The sequence below is a fragment of the Bacillus sp. PS108 genome, assembly GCF_037963335.1.
GTDB lineage: Bacteria > Bacillota > Bacilli > Bacillales > Bacillaceae > Bacillus > Bacillus subtilis.
This window is the reverse complement of sequence record NZ_CP150155.1, coordinates 3,441,201-3,464,351: the sequence shown is the minus strand read 5'-3', so window position 1 is coordinate 3,464,351 and position 23,151 is coordinate 3,441,201. Positions and strand designations below refer to the sequence as shown.

The 23,151-nt window shown below is 44.2% G+C and carries 21 protein-coding genes and 1 tRNA gene; 14 read left to right on the top strand and 8 right to left on the bottom strand.

Annotation, left to right across the window (positions count from 1 at the left end; translation table 11 throughout):
- Positions 1 to 11: 11 nt before the first annotated feature.
- Both NSQ16_RS18010 and NSQ16_RS18005 read left to right on the top strand, forming a co-directional pair.
- Complete coding sequence (locus NSQ16_RS18010; protein ID WP_128993446.1) at positions 12 to 605, top strand: carbonic anhydrase; 594 nt, start codon at positions 12 to 14, stop codon at positions 603 to 605.
- 18 nt (positions 606 to 623) lie between these two features.
- The gene (locus tag NSQ16_RS18005; protein ID WP_003228175.1) at positions 624 to 2,216 is read left to right on the top strand and encodes a SulP family inorganic anion transporter; all 1,593 of its coding nucleotides are present in this window, start codon (positions 624 to 626) and stop codon (positions 2,214 to 2,216) included.
- A gap of 26 nt (positions 2,217 to 2,242) precedes the next feature.
- Here NSQ16_RS18005 and NSQ16_RS18000 read toward each other — a convergent pair whose 3' ends face one another.
- Positions 2,243 to 2,563 carry a MazG-like family protein gene (locus NSQ16_RS18000; RefSeq protein ID WP_003242570.1) on the bottom strand — a complete coding sequence of 107 codons (321 nt, stop codon included), beginning with the start codon at positions 2,561 to 2,563 and terminating at the stop codon, positions 2,243 to 2,245.
- A 116-nt stretch (positions 2,564 to 2,679) separates the two neighbouring features.
- On the opposite strand from NSQ16_RS18000, the gene NSQ16_RS17995 reads away from it, so the two are divergent.
- The 10 genes from NSQ16_RS17995 (at position 2,680) to pgmB (ending at position 15,302) form a co-directional block, all read left to right on the top strand.
- The gene (locus tag NSQ16_RS17995) at positions 2,680 to 3,255 is read left to right on the top strand and encodes a TIGR00730 family Rossman fold protein (protein WP_085185652.1); all 576 of its coding nucleotides are present in this window, start codon (positions 2,680 to 2,682) and stop codon (positions 3,253 to 3,255) included.
- Between the two features lie 191 nt (positions 3,256 to 3,446).
- A complete protein-coding gene (locus NSQ16_RS17990) occupies positions 3,447 to 4,397 on the top strand; it encodes a LacI family DNA-binding transcriptional regulator (protein WP_029318349.1) in 951 nt (316 codons plus the stop codon).
- A gap of 112 nt (positions 4,398 to 4,509) precedes the next feature.
- The gene (mdxD, locus tag NSQ16_RS17985; RefSeq protein WP_085185654.1) at positions 4,510 to 6,279 is read left to right on the top strand and encodes a maltogenic alpha-amylase; all 1,770 of its coding nucleotides are present in this window, start codon (positions 4,510 to 4,512) and stop codon (positions 6,277 to 6,279) included.
- Positions 6,280 to 6,374: 95 nt separating this feature from the next.
- A complete protein-coding gene (gene mdxE, locus NSQ16_RS17980) occupies positions 6,375 to 7,628 on the top strand; it encodes a maltodextrin ABC transporter substrate-binding protein MdxE (RefSeq protein ID WP_085185656.1) in 1,254 nt (417 codons plus the stop codon).
- 40 nt (positions 7,629 to 7,668) lie between these two features.
- Entirely contained in the window at positions 7,669 to 8,976 is a 1,308-nt protein-coding gene (gene mdxF, locus NSQ16_RS17975; RefSeq protein WP_085185658.1) for a maltodextrin ABC transporter permease MdxF, read from the top strand.
- A complete protein-coding gene (gene mdxG, locus NSQ16_RS17970; RefSeq protein ID WP_015251161.1) occupies positions 8,977 to 9,813 on the top strand; it encodes a maltodextrin ABC transporter permease MdxG in 837 nt (278 codons plus the stop codon).
- 4 nt (positions 9,814 to 9,817) lie between these two features.
- Complete coding sequence (locus NSQ16_RS17965) at positions 9,818 to 10,702, top strand: DUF1189 domain-containing protein (protein ID WP_339232372.1); 885 nt, start codon at positions 9,818 to 9,820, stop codon at positions 10,700 to 10,702.
- On the top strand, positions 10,680 to 12,953 hold the full coding sequence (gene mdxK / locus NSQ16_RS17960) for a maltose phosphorylase (protein WP_085185662.1): 2,274 nt from the start codon (positions 10,680 to 10,682) through the stop codon (positions 12,951 to 12,953). Before NSQ16_RS17965 ends, mdxK begins: the two co-directional genes overlap by 23 nt.
- Complete coding sequence (malL, locus tag NSQ16_RS17955; protein ID WP_032726910.1) at positions 12,946 to 14,631, top strand: oligo-1,6-glucosidase; 1,686 nt, start codon at positions 12,946 to 12,948, stop codon at positions 14,629 to 14,631. The genes mdxK and malL overlap by 8 nt, the downstream gene beginning before the upstream one ends.
- Positions 14,628 to 15,302: a beta-phosphoglucomutase gene (pgmB, locus tag NSQ16_RS17950; protein ID WP_108029105.1), complete on the top strand. Its 675-nt coding sequence runs from the start codon at positions 14,628 to 14,630 to the stop codon at positions 15,300 to 15,302. The genes malL and pgmB overlap by 4 nt, the downstream gene beginning before the upstream one ends.
- A gap of 43 nt (positions 15,303 to 15,345) precedes the next feature.
- On the opposite strand, the gene clpP is transcribed toward pgmB, so the two are convergent.
- Complete coding sequence (gene clpP / locus NSQ16_RS17945; RefSeq protein WP_003228214.1) at positions 15,346 to 15,939, bottom strand: ATP-dependent Clp endopeptidase proteolytic subunit ClpP; 594 nt, start codon at positions 15,937 to 15,939, stop codon at positions 15,346 to 15,348.
- 269 nt (positions 15,940 to 16,208) lie between these two features.
- On the opposite strand from clpP, the gene NSQ16_RS17940 reads away from it, so the two are divergent.
- Both NSQ16_RS17940 and NSQ16_RS17935 read left to right on the top strand, forming a co-directional pair.
- Positions 16,209 to 16,284 (top strand) — tRNA-Arg (locus tag NSQ16_RS17940).
- Positions 16,285 to 16,439: 155 nt separating this feature from the next.
- Entirely contained in the window at positions 16,440 to 16,952 is a 513-nt protein-coding gene (locus tag NSQ16_RS17935; RefSeq protein ID WP_003243249.1) for a DUF3231 family protein, read from the top strand.
- Between the two features lie 35 nt (positions 16,953 to 16,987).
- Here NSQ16_RS17935 and NSQ16_RS17930 read toward each other — a convergent pair whose 3' ends face one another.
- The 6 genes from NSQ16_RS17930 to sacB all read right to left on the bottom strand — a co-directional run bounded on the left by NSQ16_RS17930 (position 16,988) and on the right by sacB (position 23,119).
- Positions 16,988 to 17,308 carry a QacE family quaternary ammonium compound efflux SMR transporter gene (locus NSQ16_RS17930; protein ID WP_003228222.1) on the bottom strand — a complete coding sequence of 107 codons (321 nt, stop codon included), beginning with the start codon at positions 17,306 to 17,308 and terminating at the stop codon, positions 16,988 to 16,990.
- The gene (locus NSQ16_RS17925) at positions 17,308 to 17,643 is read right to left on the bottom strand and encodes an SMR family transporter (protein ID WP_003242480.1); all 336 of its coding nucleotides are present in this window, start codon (positions 17,641 to 17,643) and stop codon (positions 17,308 to 17,310) included. The genes NSQ16_RS17930 and NSQ16_RS17925 overlap by 1 nt, the downstream gene beginning before the upstream one ends.
- An 81-nt stretch (positions 17,644 to 17,724) precedes the next feature.
- Positions 17,725 to 18,309 (bottom strand): TetR family transcriptional regulator, encoded by a 585-nt coding sequence (locus NSQ16_RS17920; RefSeq protein ID WP_003228226.1) that lies wholly within the window; start codon positions 18,307 to 18,309, stop codon positions 17,725 to 17,727.
- A gap of 94 nt (positions 18,310 to 18,403) precedes the next feature.
- Complete coding sequence (gene aspP, locus NSQ16_RS17915; RefSeq protein WP_003228228.1) at positions 18,404 to 19,966, bottom strand: aspartate/proton symporter AspP; 1,563 nt, start codon at positions 19,964 to 19,966, stop codon at positions 18,404 to 18,406.
- 107 nt (positions 19,967 to 20,073) lie between these two features.
- Complete coding sequence (gene levB, locus NSQ16_RS17910) at positions 20,074 to 21,624, bottom strand: 2,6-beta-fructan 6-levanbiohydrolase (protein ID WP_160221831.1); 1,551 nt, start codon at positions 21,622 to 21,624, stop codon at positions 20,074 to 20,076.
- Between the two features lie 73 nt (positions 21,625 to 21,697).
- Entirely contained in the window at positions 21,698 to 23,119 is a 1,422-nt protein-coding gene (sacB, locus tag NSQ16_RS17905) for a levansucrase (protein ID WP_001022105.1), read from the bottom strand.
- Positions 23,120 to 23,151: the final 32 nt, after the last annotated feature.

Here is a 23,151-nt window from a genome sequence, read left to right as displayed (position 1 = left end):
ATGGATGGGAGATGAATCAAATGGTTTCTTTAACATCAATTTTGGAACACAATCAGCGGTTTGTCAGAGAGAAGAAGTATGAACCGTACAAAACGACAAAGTTTCCTTCGAAAAAGCTCGTCATTGTCACCTGTATGGATACAAGGCTTACAGAACTTCTTCCGCAAGCAATGGGGCTTAAAAACGGTGATGCTAAAATTGTAAAAAACGCGGGAGCCATCGTTTCTCACCCATTTGGAAGCGTGATGCGAAGCATACTGGTCGCGATTTATGAATTGCAGGCTGAAGAGGTATGCATTGTCGGCCATCATGAATGCGGAATGTCAGGGCTGAATGCGTCCTCGATTCTTGAGAAAGCAAAGGAACGCGGGGTGGAGGATAGCTGCCTGAATTTGCTGACGAGTGCCGGACTCGATTTGAAAACGTGGCTGACTGGTTTTCACAGCGTGGAAGAAAGCGTTTCCCACAGTGTGAACATGATTAAGAACCATCCGCTGCTTCCGAAAAAAGTGCCGGTTCACGGGCTTGTCATTCACCCTGAAACAGGAAAACTTGATGTGGTCATTAACGGTTATGAAACTGAGCTAATAAACAATCACTCATAAGGGAGGTTATAACAAAATATGCGATTCTCAGGGAGATTCAAGGGATACAATTTACAGAAATTTCAGAAAGACTTAATTGCAGGTATCGTAGTAGGTGTCGTGGCAATTCCTTTAGGAATGGCGTTTGCCATTGCCTCGGGAGTCGAGCCCGAATACGGGCTGTACACTGTTGTTATAGCGGGGATTTGTATCTCTTTGTTCGGGGGATCTAAATATCAAATTGGCGGTCCGACAGGCGCCTTTGTCCCGATACTGTTCGGCATTATCATGCAGTACGGATTAGAGAATCTGCTGATCGCAGGGTTTATGGCAGGGGTAATGCTGGTGCTGTTTGGGCTGTTTAAGCTCGGAAAAATAATGAAATTCGTGCCTAAACCCGTTATCGTCGGTTTTACAGCCGGAATTGCCGTGCTGATCTTTACGGAACAAATCGCTAATTTTCTCGGATTGAGAAATGTTGAAAAACATGAGAACTTTCACCACAACATGTTTGAAATTGTACAGCAGCTCGGCACCTTTAACGTATATGCCATTTTGACAGCTGTGATCGGGCTCGTCATTTTGCTTGTATCCGCCAAGGTGATGCCTAAAGTGCCGGGCGCTTTGTTGGCGCTTCTTATTTCCACAGTGGTCGCGGTTGTCTTTTTCCCTGACCGCATGGCAACGATTGGGTCAACTTATGGAGAAATCCCCCGCCATTTGCCTGAATTTCAGTTTCCTGAGCTTACTTTGGATAAAATGGTTATGCTGTTTCCGGCTGCGCTTGTCATCGCGCTTCTTGGAGGACTTGAGTCGATTTTGTCCGCAATGGTCGCTGATAACATGAAGGGCTCAAAGCATGACAGCAATAAGGAGCTTGTCGGCCAGGGAATTGCGAATATGGCAGCGCCCCTGTTTGGCGGAATCCCGGCTACAGGAGCGATTGCGAGAACGGCGACCAATATAAAAAACGGAGCGGTTTCCCCAGTTTCCGGCGTCGTTCACGGCGTAGTCGTTCTCCTTGTCCTGCTTGTATTTGCGCCTTATGCGTCCCATGTGCCGCTCGCCAGTATGGCACCGATTCTCATGGTGGTCGCATGGAATATGAGTGAGCGCAAGGAAGTCGCAAACATGCTGAGACTGAAAAATGCTGATTCCTTTATTTTGGCGGCGACCTTCGCCCTTACGGTTCTGTTTGACTTAATCATCGGTGTGGCAACCGGATTGCTGCTCGCATTTGTGTTCTTTATCAGAAGAATGAGCGAAGCGACCCGCATCCACAATCAGGAATCGCATCCTGTTCTGGCGAAGAGAGAAGATCCATCTGTCAGCATGTATGCCATAGAAGGGCCGCTGTTTTTCGGATCAATTGATTCCCTTGAATCGTCATTGCTGGAGCATGTACAGAAAAAACCGAAAACCCTTATTCTGCTCATGAATAAGGTGCACTATATGGATACGTCAGCTGAAGCGGTGCTTGGGAACATTATGAATCGAATTAAACGCCACAATGGAAAGCTGATGATTGTAGGATTGCAATCGCAGCCAAAGGAGCTGCTGCATAAAACAGGCCTTTTTCACAAAATAGGAAAGCAGCATTTCTTTGATCATCATGATGAAATCACAGGTTAAAAAAAGCGGCCATCGCGGCCGCTTTTTTATGCATGCTCAAATCGTTTTGTCAGTTTTTCTTGGTGGGCCTTCATGACGTCTTCTAAAGAGACACCATACATATCAGCAAGAATGGCGATATTTCCGATGACATCTCCCATTTCTTCAATCAATTCTTGTTTTTGCTCAGCGCGTGACGATTCTTTCTCATCCGGCCGGTCTCTGCCGATTTCATACGCCCTGACAGCCCGGGCCAATTCTCCGGCTTCCTCCATTAAAAAGCCGACGCGAATAAAAGGTCCGTATTCTGTCCAGCCTCTTTTTTCGTAAAACTCTTTCATCCATTTTTCTGCATCAGCCAGCTGCAACCTCATCACTCCTGCATTCTTTATGTATTTCATATTGATATTATCACATGAAGATGGGACAATATATAGTGTGTTTTTGAATGTTTAACACGATATATAGATGCGGAGATGACAAGATGAAAACCATTTGTGTATTTGCGGGATCAAACCCTGGGGGAAATGAAGCGTATAAAAGAAAAGCGGCAGAGCTTGGCGTGTATATGGCTGAGCAGGGAATCGGCCTTGTCTATGGGGGCTCCCGCGTAGGCTTGATGGGCACGATTGCTAACGCGATTATGGAAAACGGCGGAACTGCAATCGGGGTCATGCCGAGCGGTTTGTTCAGCGGGGAGGTTGTCCATCAGAATCTGACTGAGCTGATTGAAGTAAACGGGATGCATGAACGAAAGGCTAAAATGAGCGAGCTGGCGGACGGCTTTATCTCGATGCCGGGCGGCTTCGGTACATATGAAGAATTATTTGAAGTGCTGTGCTGGGCACAGATCGGCATCCACCAAAAGCCAATCGGACTGTATAATGTAAACGGGTATTTTGAGCCAATGATGAAAATGGTGAAATACAGCATTCAAGAAGGGTTTTCTAACGAATCGCACCTAAAACTGATTCACAGCTCGTCACGGCCGGATGAGTTAATTGAGCAAATGCAAACTTATTCTTATCCGATTTTAGAAAAAAAGTGGACAGAAATTTAAAAAAGAGACTTTCTCATGGAAGTGGAGAGAATGAGTTATGATCCATGAAATATCGAGTGTTTTTAACAAAGTGAGGTTTCCTTAAGGGAAATCTCTTTTTTATTTCTCTTTTGCCTGCATCGTATATTTAACAGTAATAGAGGACTTTATCACTAGTTTGGATAATAAGCACAGATAAGGAGGGGATGAAAATGGCAACATTGTCAGATGTAGCGAAAAAAGCAAATGTTTCGAAAATGACGGTATCACGAGTGATCAATCACCCTGAGACGGTGACAGATGAATTGAAAAAGCTTGTTCATTCTGCGATGAAAGAGCTGAATTACATCCCTAATTATGCGGCGAGAGCGCTCGTGCAAAACAGAACACAGGTTGTGAAACTATTGATACTTGAGGAAATGGATACGACAGAACCATATTACATGAACCTGCTGACAGGAATCAGCAGGGAGCTGGATCGCAATCACTATGCTCTCCAGCTTGTGACAAGAAATTCTCTTAATATTGGCCAATGTGACGGCATTATTGCCACCGGCTTGAGAAAGAACGATTTTGAAGGTGTAATAAAAGCTTTTGAGAAGCCGCTCGTCGTATTTGGACAAAATGAAATGGGCTATGACTTTATCGATGTGAATAACGAGAAAGGCACTTTTATGGCAACCCGCCATGTTATGGGGCTGGGGGAGCGGGAAGTTGTCTTTTTTGGCATTGATTTAGATGAGCCTTTCGAACGTGCAAGAGAACAGGGGTACATACGGGCGATGAATAAAAGCTTTAAAAAATCGAATATGTTTCGGATCGACAACAGTTCTAAGAAAAGTGAAGGCCTTGCAAGAGAACTGCTGAAATCCATGGACAATCAGGCCGCATTTGTCTGCGCATCTGATCGAATCGCGCTCGGCGTCATTCGTGCGGCGCAATCCCTTGGAAAGCGAATTCCAGAAGACGTTGCGGTTACCGGGAACGACGGTGTGTTTCTTGATCGCATCTCCTCGCCGCGCTTGACTACGGTCAGACAGCCTGTTGTTGAAATGGGGGAAGCCTGTGCGAAAATGTTGCTGAAAAAAATGAATGAAGACGGTGCTGCACAAGGAAGTCTATTTTTTGAACCAGAGTTAATTGTACGAGAATCAACGCTGTAAGCGCCGTATTCTGTTATCGGTAACAGGGTGAAAAGGATTGTTCCCACAATTTCATCATGATACTTTCAAACTATGAGCCGGCTTCAATAAAACGGAAATCAAAGGGGGAAACATGATGGAATATGCAGCGATTCACCACCAGCCATTCAGCACAGATGCTTATTCTTATAATGGGCGGACTGTGCATATCAAGATTCGGACGAAAAAAGGTGATGCAGATCACATTCGATTCATTTGGGGTGATCCCTATGAGTACAACGACGGCAAGTGGTCGGCAAACGAGCAGCCGATGAGAAAAATTGCTGCAACAGAAATGCATGACTATTGGTTTGCTGAAGTGGTGCCGCCATTTAGGCGTTTACAATATGCGTTTGTTGTAACAGACGATCATGAAGACATCTTTTTCGGAAGTTCGGGTGTATGCCCTTATAACGAAAAAACACTGGAAACGATTCATTATTACTTTAAATTTCCGTTTGTTCACGAGGCTGATACATTTCAAGCGCCTGAATGGGTCAAGTCAACGGTTTGGTATCAAATTTTTCCGGAGCGTTTTGCAAATGGAAGAGAAGACTTGTCACCGAAGAATGCATTGCCGTGGGGGAGCAAGGACCCGGGCGTCAATGATTTTTTTGGAGGAGATTTGCAAGGGATTGTTGACAAGCTTGATTATTTAGAGGATTTAGGGGTGAACGGCATTTATCTGACGCCGATCTTTTCCGCGCCTTCTAATCATAAATACGACACGCTGGATTACTTTTCTATTGATCCGCATTTCGGGGATCCTGAGCTTTTTCGTACATTGGTCAGCCAGCTGCATCAGCGGGGGATGAGAATTATGCTTGATGCGGTTTTTAACCATATAGGAAGCGCGTCTCCGCAATGGCTGGATGTCGTCAAAAACGGAGATCAATCCCGCTATAAGGACTGGTTCCATATTCACTCTTTTCCCGTCACAGGCGACAATTATGACAGGTTTGCTTTTACAGCTGATATGCCGAAGCTAAACACGGCTAATCCCGAAGTGCAGAAATATTTGCTTGATATTGCTTTGTACTGGATTCGCGAATTTGACATTGACGGCTGGCGTTTGGATGTCGCAAATGAAGTGGATCACGTGTTTTGGAAGACATTTAGGCAGGCTGTATCTACTGAAAAGCCTGACGTTTATATTTTAGGTGAGATCTGGCATTCTGCCGAACCCTGGCTTAGAGGGGATGAATTTCATGCGGCGATGAATTACCCTTTTACAGAGCCTATGATTGAATATTTTGCTGACCGGACGATCCCAGCCTCACGTATGGCCTACCGTGTCAATGCACATTTGATGAATGGAATGAAGCAGGCCAATGAGGTGATGTTTAATTTACTGGATAGCCATGATACAAAGCGCCTTTTGACCAGATGCCGCAATGATGAGAAGAAAGCACGCGCGTTGCTGGCCTTTATGTTTGCCCAGACAGGCTCACCATGCATTTATTACGGAACGGAAATCGGGCTGAACGGCGAAAATGATCCATTATGCCGGAAATGTATGGTTTGGGAAAAAGAGAAGCAAAACCAAGACATGCTGCAATTTATGAAACGGTTAATTGCTTTACGCAAGCAGGAAAACACTTTATTGACAGAAGGAAATCTTGAGTGGAATCTGCTGGATGACCAAAACGATTTTATTAGCTTTTCACGGACTCTTGATGAAAAAATACTGATTTATTTCTTTAATCAAGGGAATGCGGTTCAATATGTCAGCTTACGAGATTTGAATATTGAAAGGAATAAGAAAATCTGTGATGCATGGACAGAGCAGCCGCTTCAGCATCACGATGTCATTGCCGTTCAGCCGGGAGAATTTTTGATTTTGAGTGCTGCCGCCCCTGTATAACATTCTGTTATCGGTAACAAATCGAAAGTTGTTGTAACCGCTTTCTATAGGACAATACAATTGTTATAGTTTCGTAAATAGAAGGGGGAAAAGAGATGGTTCTTTTTAAAAAGGGGTTCGCCATATTGGCGGCATCATTTCTGGCAATCGGCCTTGCCGCCTGCTCAAGTTCAAAAAATCCAGCAAGCGCTGATGGCAAAAAGGTGCTGACTGTGTCTGTCGAAGAAACGTATAAAGAATACATTGAAAGCATAAAAACAAAGTTCGAAAAAGAGAATGATGTCACAGTAAAAATTGTTGAAAAGCAAATGTTCGAACAGTTGGAGGCGCTTCCTCTTGATGGCCCGGCGGGTAATGCGCCTGATGTTATGCTTGCTGCATATGACCGGATCGGCGGTTTGGGACAGCAAGGACATTTGCTTGACATTAAGCCATCTCATACAAAAAGCTTTGGTGATAAAGAAATGCAGCAGGTGACAGTTGACGGCAAAGTGTACGGAATGCCGCTAGTCATTGAGACACTTATTTTGTATTACAACAAAGATCTTTTAAAAACAGCGCCAAAAACATTTAAAGACCTTGAAAAGTTAACGGAAGATCCTCGATTCGCGTTTGCTTCGGAAAAAGGAAAATCAACCGGATTTTTAGCAAAATGGACTGACTTTTATATGTCGTACGGCTTATTGGCTGGATACGGCGGATATGTGTTTGGAAAAAACGGCACAGATTCCGGGGACATCGGCCTGAACAATAAAGGAGCTGTAGAAGCGGTGAAATATGCGGAGAAATGGTTTGAAACATATTGGCCGAAAGGAATGCAAGACAATTCAAGCGCAGACGACTTTATTCAGCAGATGTTTTTAGAAGGCAAAGCGGCTGCGATCATTGGCGGTCCTTGGTCAGCTGCCAATTATAAAGAGGCTAAATTGAACTACGGAGCGGCTCCCATTCCGACATTGCCCAATGGAGAAGAATATGCCCCTTTTGCGGGTGGGAAGGGCTGGGTAGCTTCAAAATATACAAAAGAGCCCGGGCTGGCTGAAAAATGGCTTGAGTATGCTGCAAATGATGCCAATGCTTACGCTTTTTATGAGGATACAAACGAAGTTCCGGCCAACACGGCTGCAAGGAAGAAAGCCGATGAGCAAAAGAATGAACTGACGTCAGCTGTGATTAAACAATATGAAACAGCAACGCCGACTCCAAATATTCCGGAAATGGCTGAAGTATGGACAGGAGCGGAAAGTTTAATTTTTGATGCAGCTTCAGGAAAAAAATCGACACAAACATCAGCGAATGATGCTGTAAACGTCATAAAGGAAAATATTAAAGAAAAGTATGTGAAATAAAACGGCGGGATAGCGTCCGGAAGAATAGAGGGCGGAAAAAATGAATAAACATCACACACTTGCAAAGCAAAAACGAAAGGCAGGGCTTTTATCGATCATTCCAGGACTTGGGCAGATTGCGAATCAGCAATTGTCAAAGGGGCTCTTATTTCTTGTCATCACAGGCTTGTTTGCTTTTGAATTATGCGTTTTCGGTATACAGGCGCTAACCGGATTGATGACATTGGGAAGTGTTCCCGGTGAAGATCACTCGCTGTTTATGCTGATTGAAGGCACGCTGCAATTGATCGTGACAATGATTTTCCTCATGTTCTATATCTTTAATATTCATGATTCACGTAAGACCGCCGCTATGAAAGCGGCGGGTTTGGAAGTCAATACAACAGCCAAGGATATGATCAGTCATGCGGGCGATAAAGGGTTTCCATATCTATTTACACTGCCGGCATATATCATGATGGTGTTTGTGATTATCTTTCCGGTTTTGGTGACTCTGTTTGTTGCATTAACAAACTATGATTTTTATCATATTCCGCCTAATCGTCTGATTGACTGGGTCGGGTTTAAAAATTTCTTGAATATTTTTTTCCTTGGCTCCTATCGTGAAACATTTGTGAATGTACTGGGCTGGACGGTTATCTGGACAATCTGTGCAACAACGCTGCAAATCATTTTAGGTATTGTGACGGCACTTTTCGTCAATCAGGATTTTATAAAAGGCAAGCGGATATTTCGAATGATTTTCTTATTTCCATGGGCTGTTCCGGCGTTTATTACAATCATGAGTTTTTCCAACATGTTTAACGACAGCATAGGAGCGGTGAATGCACAGGTGATTCCACTATTCAATCACCTGCCGTTTGTTGAGCTGCCTGCGATCGCGTGGAAGACCGACCCTTTCTGGACAAAGACAGCCCTCATTATGATTCAAACGTGGCTCGGCTTTCCATATATATATGTCATGGTAACGGGAGTGCTTCAGGCGATTCCAGGTGAACTGTATGAAGCGGCAAAGATTGACGGGGCCACTTTTATTCAGCGTTTTCGGCATATTACATTCCCGATGATTTTATTTGCGACAGCACCCGTGATGATTACTCAGTATACGTTTAATTTCAATAATTTCTCGATCATCTATTTATTTAATGAGGGAGGGCCAGGCAGTGCGGGAGCCGGGGCCGGATCGACCGATATCTTAATTTCGTGGATTTATAAACTGACAACAGGCACATCACCCCAATATTCCGTTGCGGCGGCTGTGACACTGTTAATTTCTTTCATTGTCATTGGAATTTCACTGATTGCTTTCAAAAAATCGAATGCTTTTGGCAATGAGGAGGTTATGTAGGTGAACGCGAGCACTGCCAGAATGCTTAATAAAATCTGTACGTATTTATTTTTGACGCTTTTAAGTATTGTCATTATATATCCGTTGCTGATTACGGCATCATCAGCCTTCCGTGTGGGGAATTCGGCGGCTTTTCAGCTCGATTTTTCGGGTTCTTGGACATTGGATCATTTTAAGCGGCTATTTGACGAAACGCTTTATCTCAATTGGTACAGCAATACACTTGTCATCGCGCTATCGGTCATGGTTTTGCAGGTTACGATTGTGACACTTGCCGGGTACTCGTACAGCCGCTATCGGTTTGCAGGCAGAAAAAAGAGCCTGATATTCTTTTTAATCATTCAAATGGTGCCGACAATGGCGGCGCTGACTGCTTTTTATGTCTTGGCGATGCTAATAGGCGCACTCGATCAATACTGGTTTTTAACAGCGATCTATATCGGCGGCGGAATTCCGATGAACACGTGGCTGATGAAAGGTTATTTTGATACTGTGCCGAGAGAAATTGATGAAGCCGCGCGAATTGACGGAGCGGGACATCTGAGGATTTTCGCTTCAATTGTTCTGCCGCTTGTTAAGCCAATGCTCGCGGTACAAGCGCTTTGGGCGTTTATGGCACCGTTTGGCGATTATTTGCTGGCAAAGTTTTTGCTTCGCTCACCGGAAAGGCTGACCATCGCTGTAGGATTACAATCCTTTATTTCTAATCCGCAGCAGCAAAAAGTAGCTCTATTTGCGGCTGGTGCCATCCTTGCCGCACTGCCGATATGCGTTCTATTCTTTTTTCTCCAAAAGAACTTTGTGTCCGGTTTGACAGCCGGCGGAACAAAGGGGTAATTCAATGAAGTATCTGGAGAATAAAAGCTTTATCATCCGCTGCCTGAAAGCGGCTGCATCTCCATCAGGTGTTTGCAGCTATGGGAATACCTTCAGCTGGCTGCAGCTCTCTTTTCTCTTTATGTTTTTAACGGCCTGCTTAATGGCGCCGTTAGCGGTTTCGTTTGTGAAAATGGATCGCTTCAGCGTTTCATCTTTCATGCCGTCAGCGATTCAAGGAGTTAATGATCAATTTGCTGATCAATTGCAGGGTTTTCAAATCAGGAACGGAAAACTAACAGGCGGGAAGAGCTCTGAGAGGATTGAAGATGGGCAGAATGTGATGGCAGTCGATATGAAGCATGAATATGAGACAAGCGGTGAAAATGGGCGATTGAAAGTAACTGGATTTGAAAACGCCATCATATTTCAACCTGATCAACTGGTGATCACCGATCAAAACGAAACGGGGTTTTCTGTTGGCTATGCGAAAATGGACGTTAAGCTCGAGAAACCAAACGTCCATGATGTAGAGGTCTTGATCGATACATTGTGGTTGGCACAGTATAAGCCGATGATCATGATGCTGGCATATACGGTGGTTTCTATGATCCAGCTTTTGTTAACGTTTGTTCTTGCAGGTGGCCTCTGGATCACAAAAATATCAAACATGGTCTCTATTGCATCATTCAAGGAAGCGGCCTCTATAGCGATTTGCGCATCAGCACTGCCGGCATTTGCGGCAGCTGCTATCGGCATGGTTCATTTTGATTTGATTACTGTATTGATGATCCATTCGTGTGGCGTTACTTTGATGATCTCTTTTGCATTTAGATATTTGACCAAAACCCGCCGTGATAATGGAAACTTACATTCGGGAGGAAATGATGATAAATCAGCGGTTATTTGAGATTGATGAATGGAAAATCAAAACAAATACATTTAATAAGGAGCATACACGGCTGCTGGAAAGCCTGACGTCTCTTGCCAATGGCTATATGGGGGTCAGAGGGAATTTTGAAGAAGGCTATTCAGGCGACAGTCACCAAGGCACATATATTGCAGGCGTGTGGTTCCCCGACAAAACGCGAGTAGGCTGGTGGAAAAACGGGTATCCAGAATATTTCGGAAAAGTGATCAATGCGATGAACTTTATGGGCATAGGCCTATATGTTGACGGTGAAAAAATCGATCTCCATCAAAACCCAATCGAATTATTTGAGGTAGAACTCAATATGAAAGAGGGGATTCTGCGGCGAAGCGCTGTTGTCCGCATTCAAGATAAAACCGTCAGAATCAGGTCAGAGCGGTTTCTTAGCCTTGCTGTAAAAGAACTCTGTGCGATTCATTATGAAGCGGAGTGCTTGACGGGAGATGCTGTCATTACGCTTGTTCCTTACCTGGATGGAAATGTGGCAAATGAAGATTCTAACTACCAAGAACAGTTTTGGCAGGAGGAAGCGAAAGGTGCTGATTCTCACAGCGGCCATTTAGCGGCAAAAACGATCGAAAATCCATTTGGAACACCGCGCTTCACGGTATTAGCCGCAATGGCAAACGAGACGGAGGGGTTTGTCCATGAAAGCTTTAAAACGACTGAAATGTATGTCGAGAATCGCTACAGTTATCAAACGAAGGCATCATTGAAAAAGTTTGTGATTGTCACGACTTCCCGTGATTTTCGGGAGGAAGAGCTTTTATCGAAAGCCAAGGAGCTTTTGGCGGATGTGGTAGAGAACGGCTATGAAGATGCAAAACGGAGGCACACTGATCGATGGAAGGAAAGATGGGCAAAAGCGGACATTGAGATTAAAGGAGATGAGGAGCTTCAACAAGGAATCCGCTACAATATCTTTCAGTTATTCTCGACATATTACGGGGGCGATGCCCGTTTGAATATCGGGCCGAAAGGATTTACTGGCGAGAAATATGGAGGTGCCGCATATTGGGATACTGAGGCGTACGCCGTTCCGATGTATTTGGCGACAGCCGAGCCGGAGGTGACGAAAAACCTGCTTTTGTATCGCTATCATCAGTTGGAGGCTGCCAAACGAAACGCTGCAAAATTGGGGATGAAGGGGGCACTTTATCCGATGGTGACTTTCACAGGTGATGAATGCCACAACGAATGGGAAATCACCTTTGAAGAAATTCACCGCAATGGCGCGATCTGTTATGCGATCTACAATTATATCAATTATACAGGCGACCGTAACTATATGGAAGAATACGGGATAGACGTACTTGTGGCAGTCAGCAGATTTTGGGCCGACCGTGTTCACTTCTCGAAACGAAAAAATAAGTATATGATCCATGGCGTCACAGGGCCGAATGAATACGAAAACAACGTTAACAACAATTGGTATACGAATGTCATTGCGGCTTGGACGTTGGAGTATACGTTACAAAATCTCGAAAGTATCTCAGCGGAGAAACGCCGCCTTCTGGATGTGCAGGAAGTAGAATTGAAAGTCTGGAGAGAAATCATCCAGCACATGTACTATCCGTATAGTGAAGAACTGCAAATTTTCGTTCAGCATGACACGTTCTTGGATAAAGACCTGCAAGCAGTTGACGAATTAGATCCAGCGGAGCGGCCTCTTTATCAGAAATGGTCATGGGACAAGATTCTCCGCTCCAATTTTATTAAGCAGGCAGATGTTCTCCAAGGCATTTATCTTTTTAATGACCGTTTTACAATGGAAGAAAAACGGCGAAACTTTGAATTTTATGAGTCGATGACTGTTCATGAATCAAGCCTATCGCCCTCTGTCCATGCGATTCTCGCAGCCGAACTCAAGCTGGAAAAGAAAGCGCTCGAATTATATAAGCGCACAGCAAGGCTTGATCTTGATAATTACAATCATGATACGGAAGAAGGCTTGCATATTACTTCAATGACGGGTAGCTGGCTGGCAATCGTTCATGGCTTTGCAGGCATGCGCACCGCGAATGAGACGCTGTCATTTGCTCCGTTTTTGCCGAAAGAATGGGACGAATATTCATTCAACATCAATTATCGAAATCGATTAATCAATGTGACGGTTGACGAAAAGCGCGTTATTTTTGAGCTTGTAAAAGGCGAGCCGCTGCACATGAACGTTTATGAGGAACCAGTTGTCCTACAGGGACGATGTGAAAGGAGAACGCCTAATGAGTGAATGGTGGAAAGAAGCTGTCGTTTATCAAATTTACCCGCGCAGTTTTTATGATGCCAATGGAGATGGATTCGGGGATTTGCAAGGTGTGATTCAAAAGCTGGATTACATCAAAAATCTCGGGGCGGATGTCATCTGGCTCTCCCCGGTATTTGATTCCCCGCAGGATGACAACGGATATGATATCAGCGATTACAAAAACATGTATGAAAAGTTTGGGACAAATGAAGATATGTTTCAGCTGATTGATGAAGTCCATAAACGCGGAATGAAAATCGTCATGGATTTGGTCGTGAACCACACATCAGATGAGCATGCTTGGTTTGCTGAAAGCCGCAAGTCGAAGGACAATCCTTACCGGGATTATTATTTTTGGAAAGATCCTAAACCGGACGGCTCAGAGCCGAATAATTGGGGATCGATCTTTTCAGGCTCAGCGTGGACATACGATGAAGGAACAGGGCAGTATTATTTGCACTACTTTTCGAAAAAACAGCCTGATTTAAATTGGGAAAACGAAGCCGTTCGCCGGGAAGTTTATGATGTAATGAGATTCTGGATGGATAGAGGCGTTGACGGCTGGCGGATGGATGTGATCGGCTCTATTTCTAAATACACCGATTTTCCGGACTACGAAACGGATCACAGCCGCAGTTATATTGTCGGCCGTTATCACTCTAACGGCCCACGTCTTCATGAGTTTATTCAAGAGATGAACAGGGAAGTGCTTTCTCATTACGACTGCATGACAGTCGGAGAGGCAAACGGCTCTGATATTGAAGAGGCGAAAAAGTACACAGATGCAAGCAGGCAAGAGCTGAATATGATCTTTACATTTGAACATATGGATATTGATACAGAACAAAACTCGCCAAATGGGAAATGGCAGATCAAGCCGTTTGATTTGATTGCTTTAAAAAAGACGATGACAAGGTGGCAGACCGGGTTAATGAATGTCGGCTGGAATACCCTTTATTTTGAGAACCATGACCAGCCGAGGGTTATTTCCCGCTGGGGCAATGACGGGAAGCTGCGTAAGGAATGTGCGAAGGCATTTGCAACGGTTTTGCACGGCATGAAAGGAACGCCGTTTATTTACCAGGGAGAAGAAATCGGCATGGTCAACAGCGATATGCCGCTGGAGATGTATGATGATCTTGAAATAAAGAATGCATATCGTGAACTAGTCGTCGAAAACAAAACGATGTCAGAAAAAGAGTTTGTCAAAGCCGTGATGATAAAAGGAAGGGATCATGCGAGAACACCGATGCAGTGGGATGCCGGAAAACATGCGGGATTCACAGCCGGAGACCCGTGGATACCGGTAAATTCCCGCTATCAAGATATCAATGTGAAAGAGTCCTTGAAAGATCAAGATTCGATTTTCTTTTACTATCAGAAGCTCATTCAATTACGAAAGCAATATAAGATTATGATATATGGCGATTATCAGCTTTTGCAGGAGAATGATCCGCAGGTCTTTTCTTACCTTCGAGAATATCAAGGGGAAAAGCTTCTTGTCGTTGTGAATTTATCGGAAGAAAAGGCTCTGTTCGTAGCGCCTCCAGAACTGATTCATGAGCGTTGGAAAGTGCTGATTTCAAACTATCCGCAGGAGCGGGCTGACTTAAAGAGTATTAGCCTCAAACCTTATGAAGCTGTGATGGGCATTAGTATATGAAAGCGGTCATTTTTGATTTAGACGGAGTGATAACAGATACTGCTGAATATCATTTTCTCGCTTGGAAGCACATCGCAGAACAAATCAATATCCCCTTTGACAGAGACATGAATGAAAGGCTAAAAGGAATCAGCAGAGAAGAGTCACTTGAAAGCATATTGATCTCTGGCGGTGCGGAAACAAAGTATACAAATGCGGAGAAACAAGAACTTATGCATCGGAAAAATCACGATTATCAAACGTTGATCGGCAAATTGACGCCGGAAGATCTTTTACCGGGGATTGGCAGGCTCCTATGTCAATTGAAAAACGAAAATATAAAAATCGGGTTAGCATCTTCAAGTCGCAATGCTCCTAAGATTTTAAGACGTTTGGCAATTATCGATGATTTTGATGCCATTGTTGATCCGACGACTCTTGCGAAGGGGAAGCCTGATCCTGACATCTTTTTAACAGCTGCAGCGATGCTCGATGTTTCCCCTGCTGATTGCGCGGCAATAGAAGACGCAGAAGCAGGCATTTCTGCAATCAAATCTGCGGGGATGTTTGCGGTTGGTGTCGGTCAAAGGCAGCCGATGCTTGGTGCTGATCTGGTTGTGAGGCAGACGAGTGATTTGACGCTTGAGCTGTTACATGAGGAATGGGAGCAGTTTAGAATCAAAAGTGTTTAAATGAAAAAACCTGCAAGAGACGCAGCTCTTGCAGGTTGTGTTATTACTTTTTGTCTTCTGTGTGAGTCAAAATTTTGTCAATCAGGCCGTATTCAAGCGCTTCTTCAGCAGACTTGAAGTTATCACGGTCTGTGTCACGTTCGATCACTTCAAGCGGCTGGCCAGTACGTTCAGCTAGGACTTTGTTTAATTTGTCGCGAAGCAAGAGAATGCGTTTCGCAGCAATTTCAATTTCTGTCGCTTGACCTTGCGCACCGCCAAGAGGCTGGTGAATCATGACTTCACTGTTTGGAAGTGCATAGCGTTTGCCTTTTTCCCCGGCTGCAAGCAGGAACGCGCCCATTGACGCAGCCATACCGATACAAATTGTAGATACCTTCGGCTTAATAAACTGCATGGTATCATAGATCGCCATACCGGCTGTAATAGAGCCGCCCGGGCTGTTGATGTAAAGAGAAATTTCTTTTTCAGGGTCTTCTGCTGCTAAGAATAACAGCTGTGACACGATGGAGTTCGCAACGTTGTCATCAATCGCAGATCCAAGCATGATGATACGATCCTTTAATAGACGAGAATAAATGTCATACGCTCTTTCTCCGCGGTTCGTTTGTTCAATGACTGTAGGTATTAAATTCATAATGCTCCTCCTTCACCTTTTAGGTAAGTATGTAGTTACATGATACATTTTTGGTCAATAAAGGTCAAACAAAAAGCTGGCCTGATATGCAAAGTCGTCTCTTTTTCCCATTTTCCCCAAAAATACAGGGGTTCAAACCATCGTATGTCAGATTGCCAATTAAGATGCTTTGTCTATTTAAAAAACGGCCTCTCGAAATAGAGGGTTGTTATTTGAATGGAATTATCGTATAATTAGTTGTGCTGACGTTCTCATAACGCAGTCATTCTGCGCTCGTAGCTCAGTTGGATAGAGCGGTGGTTTCCGGTACCACGTCTGTCGGGGGTTCGAATCCCTCCGAGCGCGTCCAATAGAACAACAGGAAAGACAAGGGTTTGGCGATTTGCCGCTCTTGTCTTTTTTGTTTTGTTTCATAAATCTCTCACGCTGAAACATAAATTTTCCTTCTCTCGGGCACGTTATGGAATGTGTGCGATATTGAATTTGCGAGGAGGATGAACATGGGTATTTTAAGCGGAAATCCGCAGGATGAACCGATGCATTATGGTGAGGTATTCGGCTTATGGAGTTATGTGATGGCGGGCAATAAAATGGTCGGCAATTACCAAATGCTATTGAATCATGTCGGTGATGACGACCTGAAGAAGCTGCTTCGTGAGTCTATTGAGAAATGCCAAGATGAAATCAAACAGGTCAGCACGATCCTGAAAGAAAACGGGGTGGCGCTGCCGCCGGCTTCTCCTGAACCGCCGACAGCAGATCTTAACGATATTCCGCCTGGTGCACGGTTTCTCGATCCGGATGTGGCGGCTTCCGCGGCAGCAGAAAATGCTGCAGGTCTTGTGACATGCAGCAAAATGATGGGGCAATCGATTCGTGAGGATATTGCCATGATGTTTGGGCAATTTCATATGTCGAAAGCGGCAACCGGCGCAAAATACTTAAGGCTGCTAAAAAACAAAGGCTGGCTCATCCCGCCGCCGCTTCATCTTCAAAAACATCACGAAGCTTAATGGCAAAGGCATATACAGCTGTATATGCCTTGATTTTATGAAGATGACGTAAGACGCAGGCCGATGACGCCGGCTAGGATAAGGCAAAGTGAAATCACCTGTGAAAGCTGAAACCGCTCCTTAAACCAGATGAGCCCGACCGCCGAAACACCAATGCTTCCAATGCCAGTCCAGACGGCATATGCGACTCCGGCAGGCAGGACGATCATCGCTTGGGACAGGCAGTAAAAGGATAAGCCGAATCCAACAGTCATCACAATGATCGGCCATTTTTTTCTTGTTCCGTCTATATATTTCATGGCAATGGCAGCTATAATTTCTTCTATGCCGGCAATCACTAATAAAAACCATGCCATTATTTTTCACCTCCCGGCTGAGATTTGCTTTCTTTCGTAAATAATTTCATTCCTAAAATGCCAGCCAGCAATAAAGCTAAAAAGAACATTTGGGCTGCTGAGAAGGATTCGCCCAGAACAATTCCAGTCAGATATGTTCCGACGGTTCCGATTCCCACAAACACAGTGTACGCCGCGGCCATCGGGATTTTTTGATAAGAGCGGATCAACAGGATAAAGCTGACCGCGATTAAGATAAAAATGATGATCCAATCCAAAAGCGAATCGGCATGTTTGAGGGAAGAGGCCCAAACAACCTCTAAAAGCCCTGCAATAAAAACAAGAACCCAATTCAAATGAAACACCTCTCTATTTTATGAATGAACGTCAGTCATTTTTAGGGCATTAAAAAATGAGCGGTGTTACCCAGTCATTTTTTAAGCAGTACCTAAGCTCCGTTTTAAGAAAGTGAAAATTTCCTTTTTATACACTTCAACATTTTCATCTTGTTCAAATCCGATATAGAATCGTTCCGCAGTATTCTCGACCAAGTTGATAATCGTTCTGGCCGTCCATTTTGAATTGATTCCTTCCGTTACCTCATGGTTTGCAATGGCCTTGTTGATGATTTGTTCAAGCCAGGAATAATAAGGCTGATAGATCGTCTCCCATTTTTCCATGGAGTGGTCGATCGCAAGCCCGGAATAACAGAGGACAATAATATCCTTATGGCGTTCTGTAATGAGAAATGTCTCATCAATTAATATATCTAAAACGGTCCAAAAATCTTCGTCCCCATGCAGCCTACCTTTGATTTGATCAAGTGTATGGGTGAGAAGATTTTCTGCAATGGCCGGTATGAGGGCATTTTTAGATGAAAAATACAAATAGAATGTTCCTTGGGCAGTGCCGGCCTTTTTGACAATATCAGAAATAGAAGCCTTGTCGAGGCCTTTTTCAGAAATGACTTCTATGGCAGCCTGCAAAATTTTTTCATATTTGCCCGATGTTTGTTTTGGCATGAGGAACACCTCCAGTAATGACTGACTCTCATTCATTTTATCGCGTGTATGTTTGTTTGTAAAGAATAAAGAAGCAAGAAAACCTCTTGCTTCTTTATTTATCGTAATCAATGGCGGCTTTTGGGAGACCGGTATACTTTGCCCAGTAATAAATCGCAAGTGAGCCGATCGCGACTAAAATGAGGTCGACGGGATTGCTGATAATCCCTAAACCATGTCCGAAAGAACCGATGTAGGAAAAGATCAGCATCATAATATAAAACCCGATAAGCCACCAGGCTGATTTCAGCTGCTGAGCAAGGCTGACATCTTCTTTAGGCGTATATTTGCTGAAACAGAGATAGATCAAAAACATCACGAGTTGTGAACCGAGCAGCCAGGAGACTGTTTTCCATCCTGACCAGTACACGATAAACGCTGTAAATATAAAGGAAAGCGGCCCGATAATGCTCATTCCCTTTAAATAAAACGGCCTGTTTAAGTCCTTCGCGTTGACCCTCAGCGCAGCTGAAGAAATGGGTGCAATCGCATATGAAAGAATGAGCGCGACTGAACAGACATTGACGAGCGCGTTCCACGAAGGAAAGGGAAGTGTCCAGAAAATGGACAGGGCAAACGAAAGCCAAAGCGAAGCGCGGGGTGTCCCCGTATCTTTATTGACCTTTGAGAATATGCCAAATAATGTGCCGTTACGCGCCCAGGCGTAAACAAGGCGGGATGTCGTATTCATAAAGATATTCCCGTTTCCACCGGGAGACAGAATGGCGTCTAAAATGACAAGCGTTGCAAGCCAGCCTAACCCGAGCATGACCGCAATATCCTTAAACGGCAATGAGAACTCCCGGCCAATTGCCGGCCAGCCATGTTTCAGTGTTTCTGTCGGGATTGCACCAATAAAGGTGACCTGCAAAACAGTATAAATGATGGTTGAAACGATGATGCAAATGATTAAAGCGATCGGGATATTGCGTTTTGGATTTTGGACTTCACCTGCTACAGATACAATCGGATGCAGGCCGAGATACGCAAACATGACGCCGCCTGTCGAGATGGCAGCCTGAATACCTGTAAATCCAAACGGTGCAAATCCTTGAACGGATAAATTCTCCGGCTGAAAATGAAAGATCAGCACAATAATGATGGTAATCGGCACAATATATTTAAATATCGATATGATGAAATTCGCCTTAGCGAAGGTTTTGACGCTCCAATAATTCAGCAGGAAAAACAAGCATAATAGGGCAAATTGCAAGATCCAGCCGGAAATGGTCGGCGAATCAGACCCTTTAATGGTCAGGCCGGGAAACCAATAGGCCACATACTGGCGCACAGCTGTCACTTCAATTGAAATCAAGCTTGTATAAGCGACAATCGTGACAAACGAAATTAAGTAGCCGACAAGGTGGCCATGTGAATAAACGGGGTATCGAATGATGCCTCCGGTACGGGGCAGAGCGGCTCCGAGCTCCGCATATACAAGCCCGATTAACAAAATAATGGCTCCTCCGAGGATCCAGGAAAAAGCGCCGGAGGGCCCTGCTTTTGAAGCGACATTACTGACAGCGAACAGCCACGCTGATCCAAAGATGGCTCCCATCCCAATCAAAATCAGATCAAACAGCGACATTGATTTTTGAAAATTTCCTTGTTTAGACATTCGCTTCCTCCTTTGAAACCAGCCTTATATTCCTTACAATGCCCAATATGTAACAGAGAATACCGCTCCTAATAAAAAAACAGGGGCAGCCTGCGCCGCCCCTGTTTTTATTCATGAATCGAATCAAAGTGTTTCACTGTTATATTTTTGAAGGAGGCTGTGCCGCCGTCAGAATAAAGGGTAATTCCTTTATCTTCAGGCTTTGGGAAGACTTCATTTGAAAAAACGGTTTTCCCGTCGCCAACAAATACTTCTATCGTTGTTTTATCGACAAGTATTTTCAAATGCACTTTACGTTTGCTTACATCATAAGGAGCTTTGCTTTCAACATAGGTATTGCTTTTGTCAGGCTGATTTGTGGCTGCTCTATTGACATAAGCATAGCCGCCTTCAGCGAAAATACCGACATCAATATGGCGTTTTTGGTCTTCTGATTCTCTGAGCCTGACGCCTGCATTCTTTAGCTCTGACCAAGAAAGATCCGTATCAAGCTGGTACGTATCACCTGTTATCGACAATGTTTTTGATCCGTTCACATCCTGATCCTCTATTTCGTCAGTTGAAACAGTCAGCTGCTCCAAAGCTTCAATCGGCTGTGAGACGAGGCTGTATGTTCCATCCTGCTCCTTCAGCCGGATTTCGCGTATGACAGAATCTGTGCCGTTAAAGCCGTTCTTCATTGTCGGGGTGTTGTTGGCATAATCCCAATTGTTCATCCAGGCAAGCGCATACCGCTTTTCTAATGGATCTGTGCTTTTGCTGTCTTCGAACGTCACACCACCATACCAGTCGAAGCCATAGTCAAGCCATTGGGCTTCAGTCTGATCCGCTTTGAATTCTTTTCCGTCGAAGCTTCCGGTCCAGTAGGCGTACGTATTTGGTTTGCCCCACGGTTTGCCATTCGCGCTGGCACCGAGAACCCACTTATTCGTTCCGTCGCTTGCCCGCATCATGTAGAGGTCGGGGCATTCCACCATTCCCGCCTGTTCTGGGAAGAATCCGCTTGTGTAATGCCAGTCCTTAAGATTATCGGATTCATAAAAGCCGATTTTTGATCCTTCAGCCATGACCATGACCCATTTGTTATCTTGGTCATCCCATATGACTTTCGGATCTCTGAAATCGTCTGTACCCGGATTAGGCATAACGGGGTTGCCACTGTAGAATTTGAATGATTTTCCTTTATCTGTGCTGTACCACAAATATTGCTCCTGTTTTTTGTCTTTGGCTGAGGGCTGTGTCACAATCGCGACAAGCACATTTTTCCCGAAGCCGGCTGTGTTCTCTTTATCAACTACGACGGAACCGGTCCAAATGTCACCGTCCGGGTTTGTATATTTCGGAATCGCCACGCCTTCATCGGTCCAGTGCACCAAATCCTCTGAGACGGCATGGCGCCATTCTGTGCCGTTGCCTTTTGGGTAATCCCGGTTATATAGATAGAAATAATGATACTTGCCATCAAAATAGATCGGTTTTTGAGGGTCATTTTTCCATTTATCCGGCGTCGTAAAATGATATGCCGCCCGGTAGTCCGGCTTCTGTTTTGATTTTGTTTTTTGGTCATGTTCTTCTTTTGGAAATAAGTCGATAAACAGCAATATTCCTAAAAAGGTTAGGAATACGGTTAGCCATTTGCCTGCTTTTATATAGTTCATATGGGATTCACCTTTATGTTGATAAGAAATAAAAGAAAATGCCAATAGGATATCGGCATTTTCTTTTGCGTTTTTATTTGTTAACTGTTAATTGTCCTTGTTCAAGGATGCTGTCTTTGACAACAGATGTTTTCTTGCCTTTGATGTTCAGCAGGAAGCTTGGCGCAAACGTTGATTGTTTGTCTGCGTAGAATCCTCTGTTTGTCATATAGCTTGTAATCACGACATTGTTTCCTTTCGCTTGAGGTACAGCGAAGTGTGAGTAAGTAAAGGTTACATCGTTAGGATCAAGATCCATTTTTAACACAAGGCCAGTTTTGTTCAGCGGCTTGTATGGGCCAGTTAAAGAATTAGAAACATAGCCAAGCATGTAAATATCGTTAGACGTGATGCCGTCAATCGTCATTTTTGACCCGCGAGAGTCAGTGAACAGGTACCATTTGCCGTTCATTTTAAAGACGTTCGCGCGTTCAATTTCATCTGTTACTGTGTTAGATGCAATCAGCGGTTTCATCACTTTTTTCAGTGTGTAATCATCGTTTAGCTCAATCATGCCGAGAGCGCCGTTAGCTAATTCAGCAGTGCGTTTTTTATCACTTTGCAGAAGCTTTTGACTTTCTTGACGGAAGAATGATGTGCTTTTGCCATAGTATGCTTTGTTAAATAAAGATTCTTCGCCTTGGTAGCCATCTTCAGTTCCAGTGTTTGCTTCAAATACTAAGTATTTGTGGCCTTTATCTTCTACGTAGTGAGGATCTCTCAGCGTATGGTTGTCGCCTGAGCTGTAGTTGCCTTCATCGATGAACTGCTGTACATTTTGATACGTTTTGCCGTCACCGTCAAAGATTGATTTATAATCCTCTACACCGTTGATGTTCAGAGAGCTGTCTGATGCTGATACGTTAACCTGTGCAGTTGTCAGTGTTTGTTTGCCGTAATGTTTACCGGAGAAATCAGTGTAGAATAAACGGATTTTTCCGTCAGATGTAAATGTGGCTGAACCTGACCATTCTTGCGTTTGGTCTTTTAGGATAGAATCATTTGCATCGAATTTGTCGCTGTCTTTAAAGACGCGGCCAGCGTTTTTCCAGCTGTCAATAGAAGTTTCGCCGACTTTTTGATAGAACATGTAAATCGATGTGTCATCCGCATTTTTAGGATCTCCGGCTAATGCAAAGACGATGTGGTAGCCGTGATAGTTTGCGACAGTGCCGTCAGCGTTTTGTAATGGCCAGCTGTCCCAAACGTCCAGGCCTTTTGCAGAAGAGATATTTTTAATTGTGGACGAATCGAATTCAGGAACTTGATATTTTTCATTTTTTTGCTGTTCAGGGATTTGCAGCATATCATGGCGTGTAATATGGGAAATGCCGTATGTTTCCTTATATGGCTTTTGGTTCGTTTCTTTCGCAAACGCTTGAGTTGCGCCTCCTGCCAGCAGTGCGGTAGTAAAGGTTAATACTGTTGCTTGTTTTGCAAACTTTTTGATGTTCATCGTTCATGTCTCCTTTTTTATGTACTGTGTTA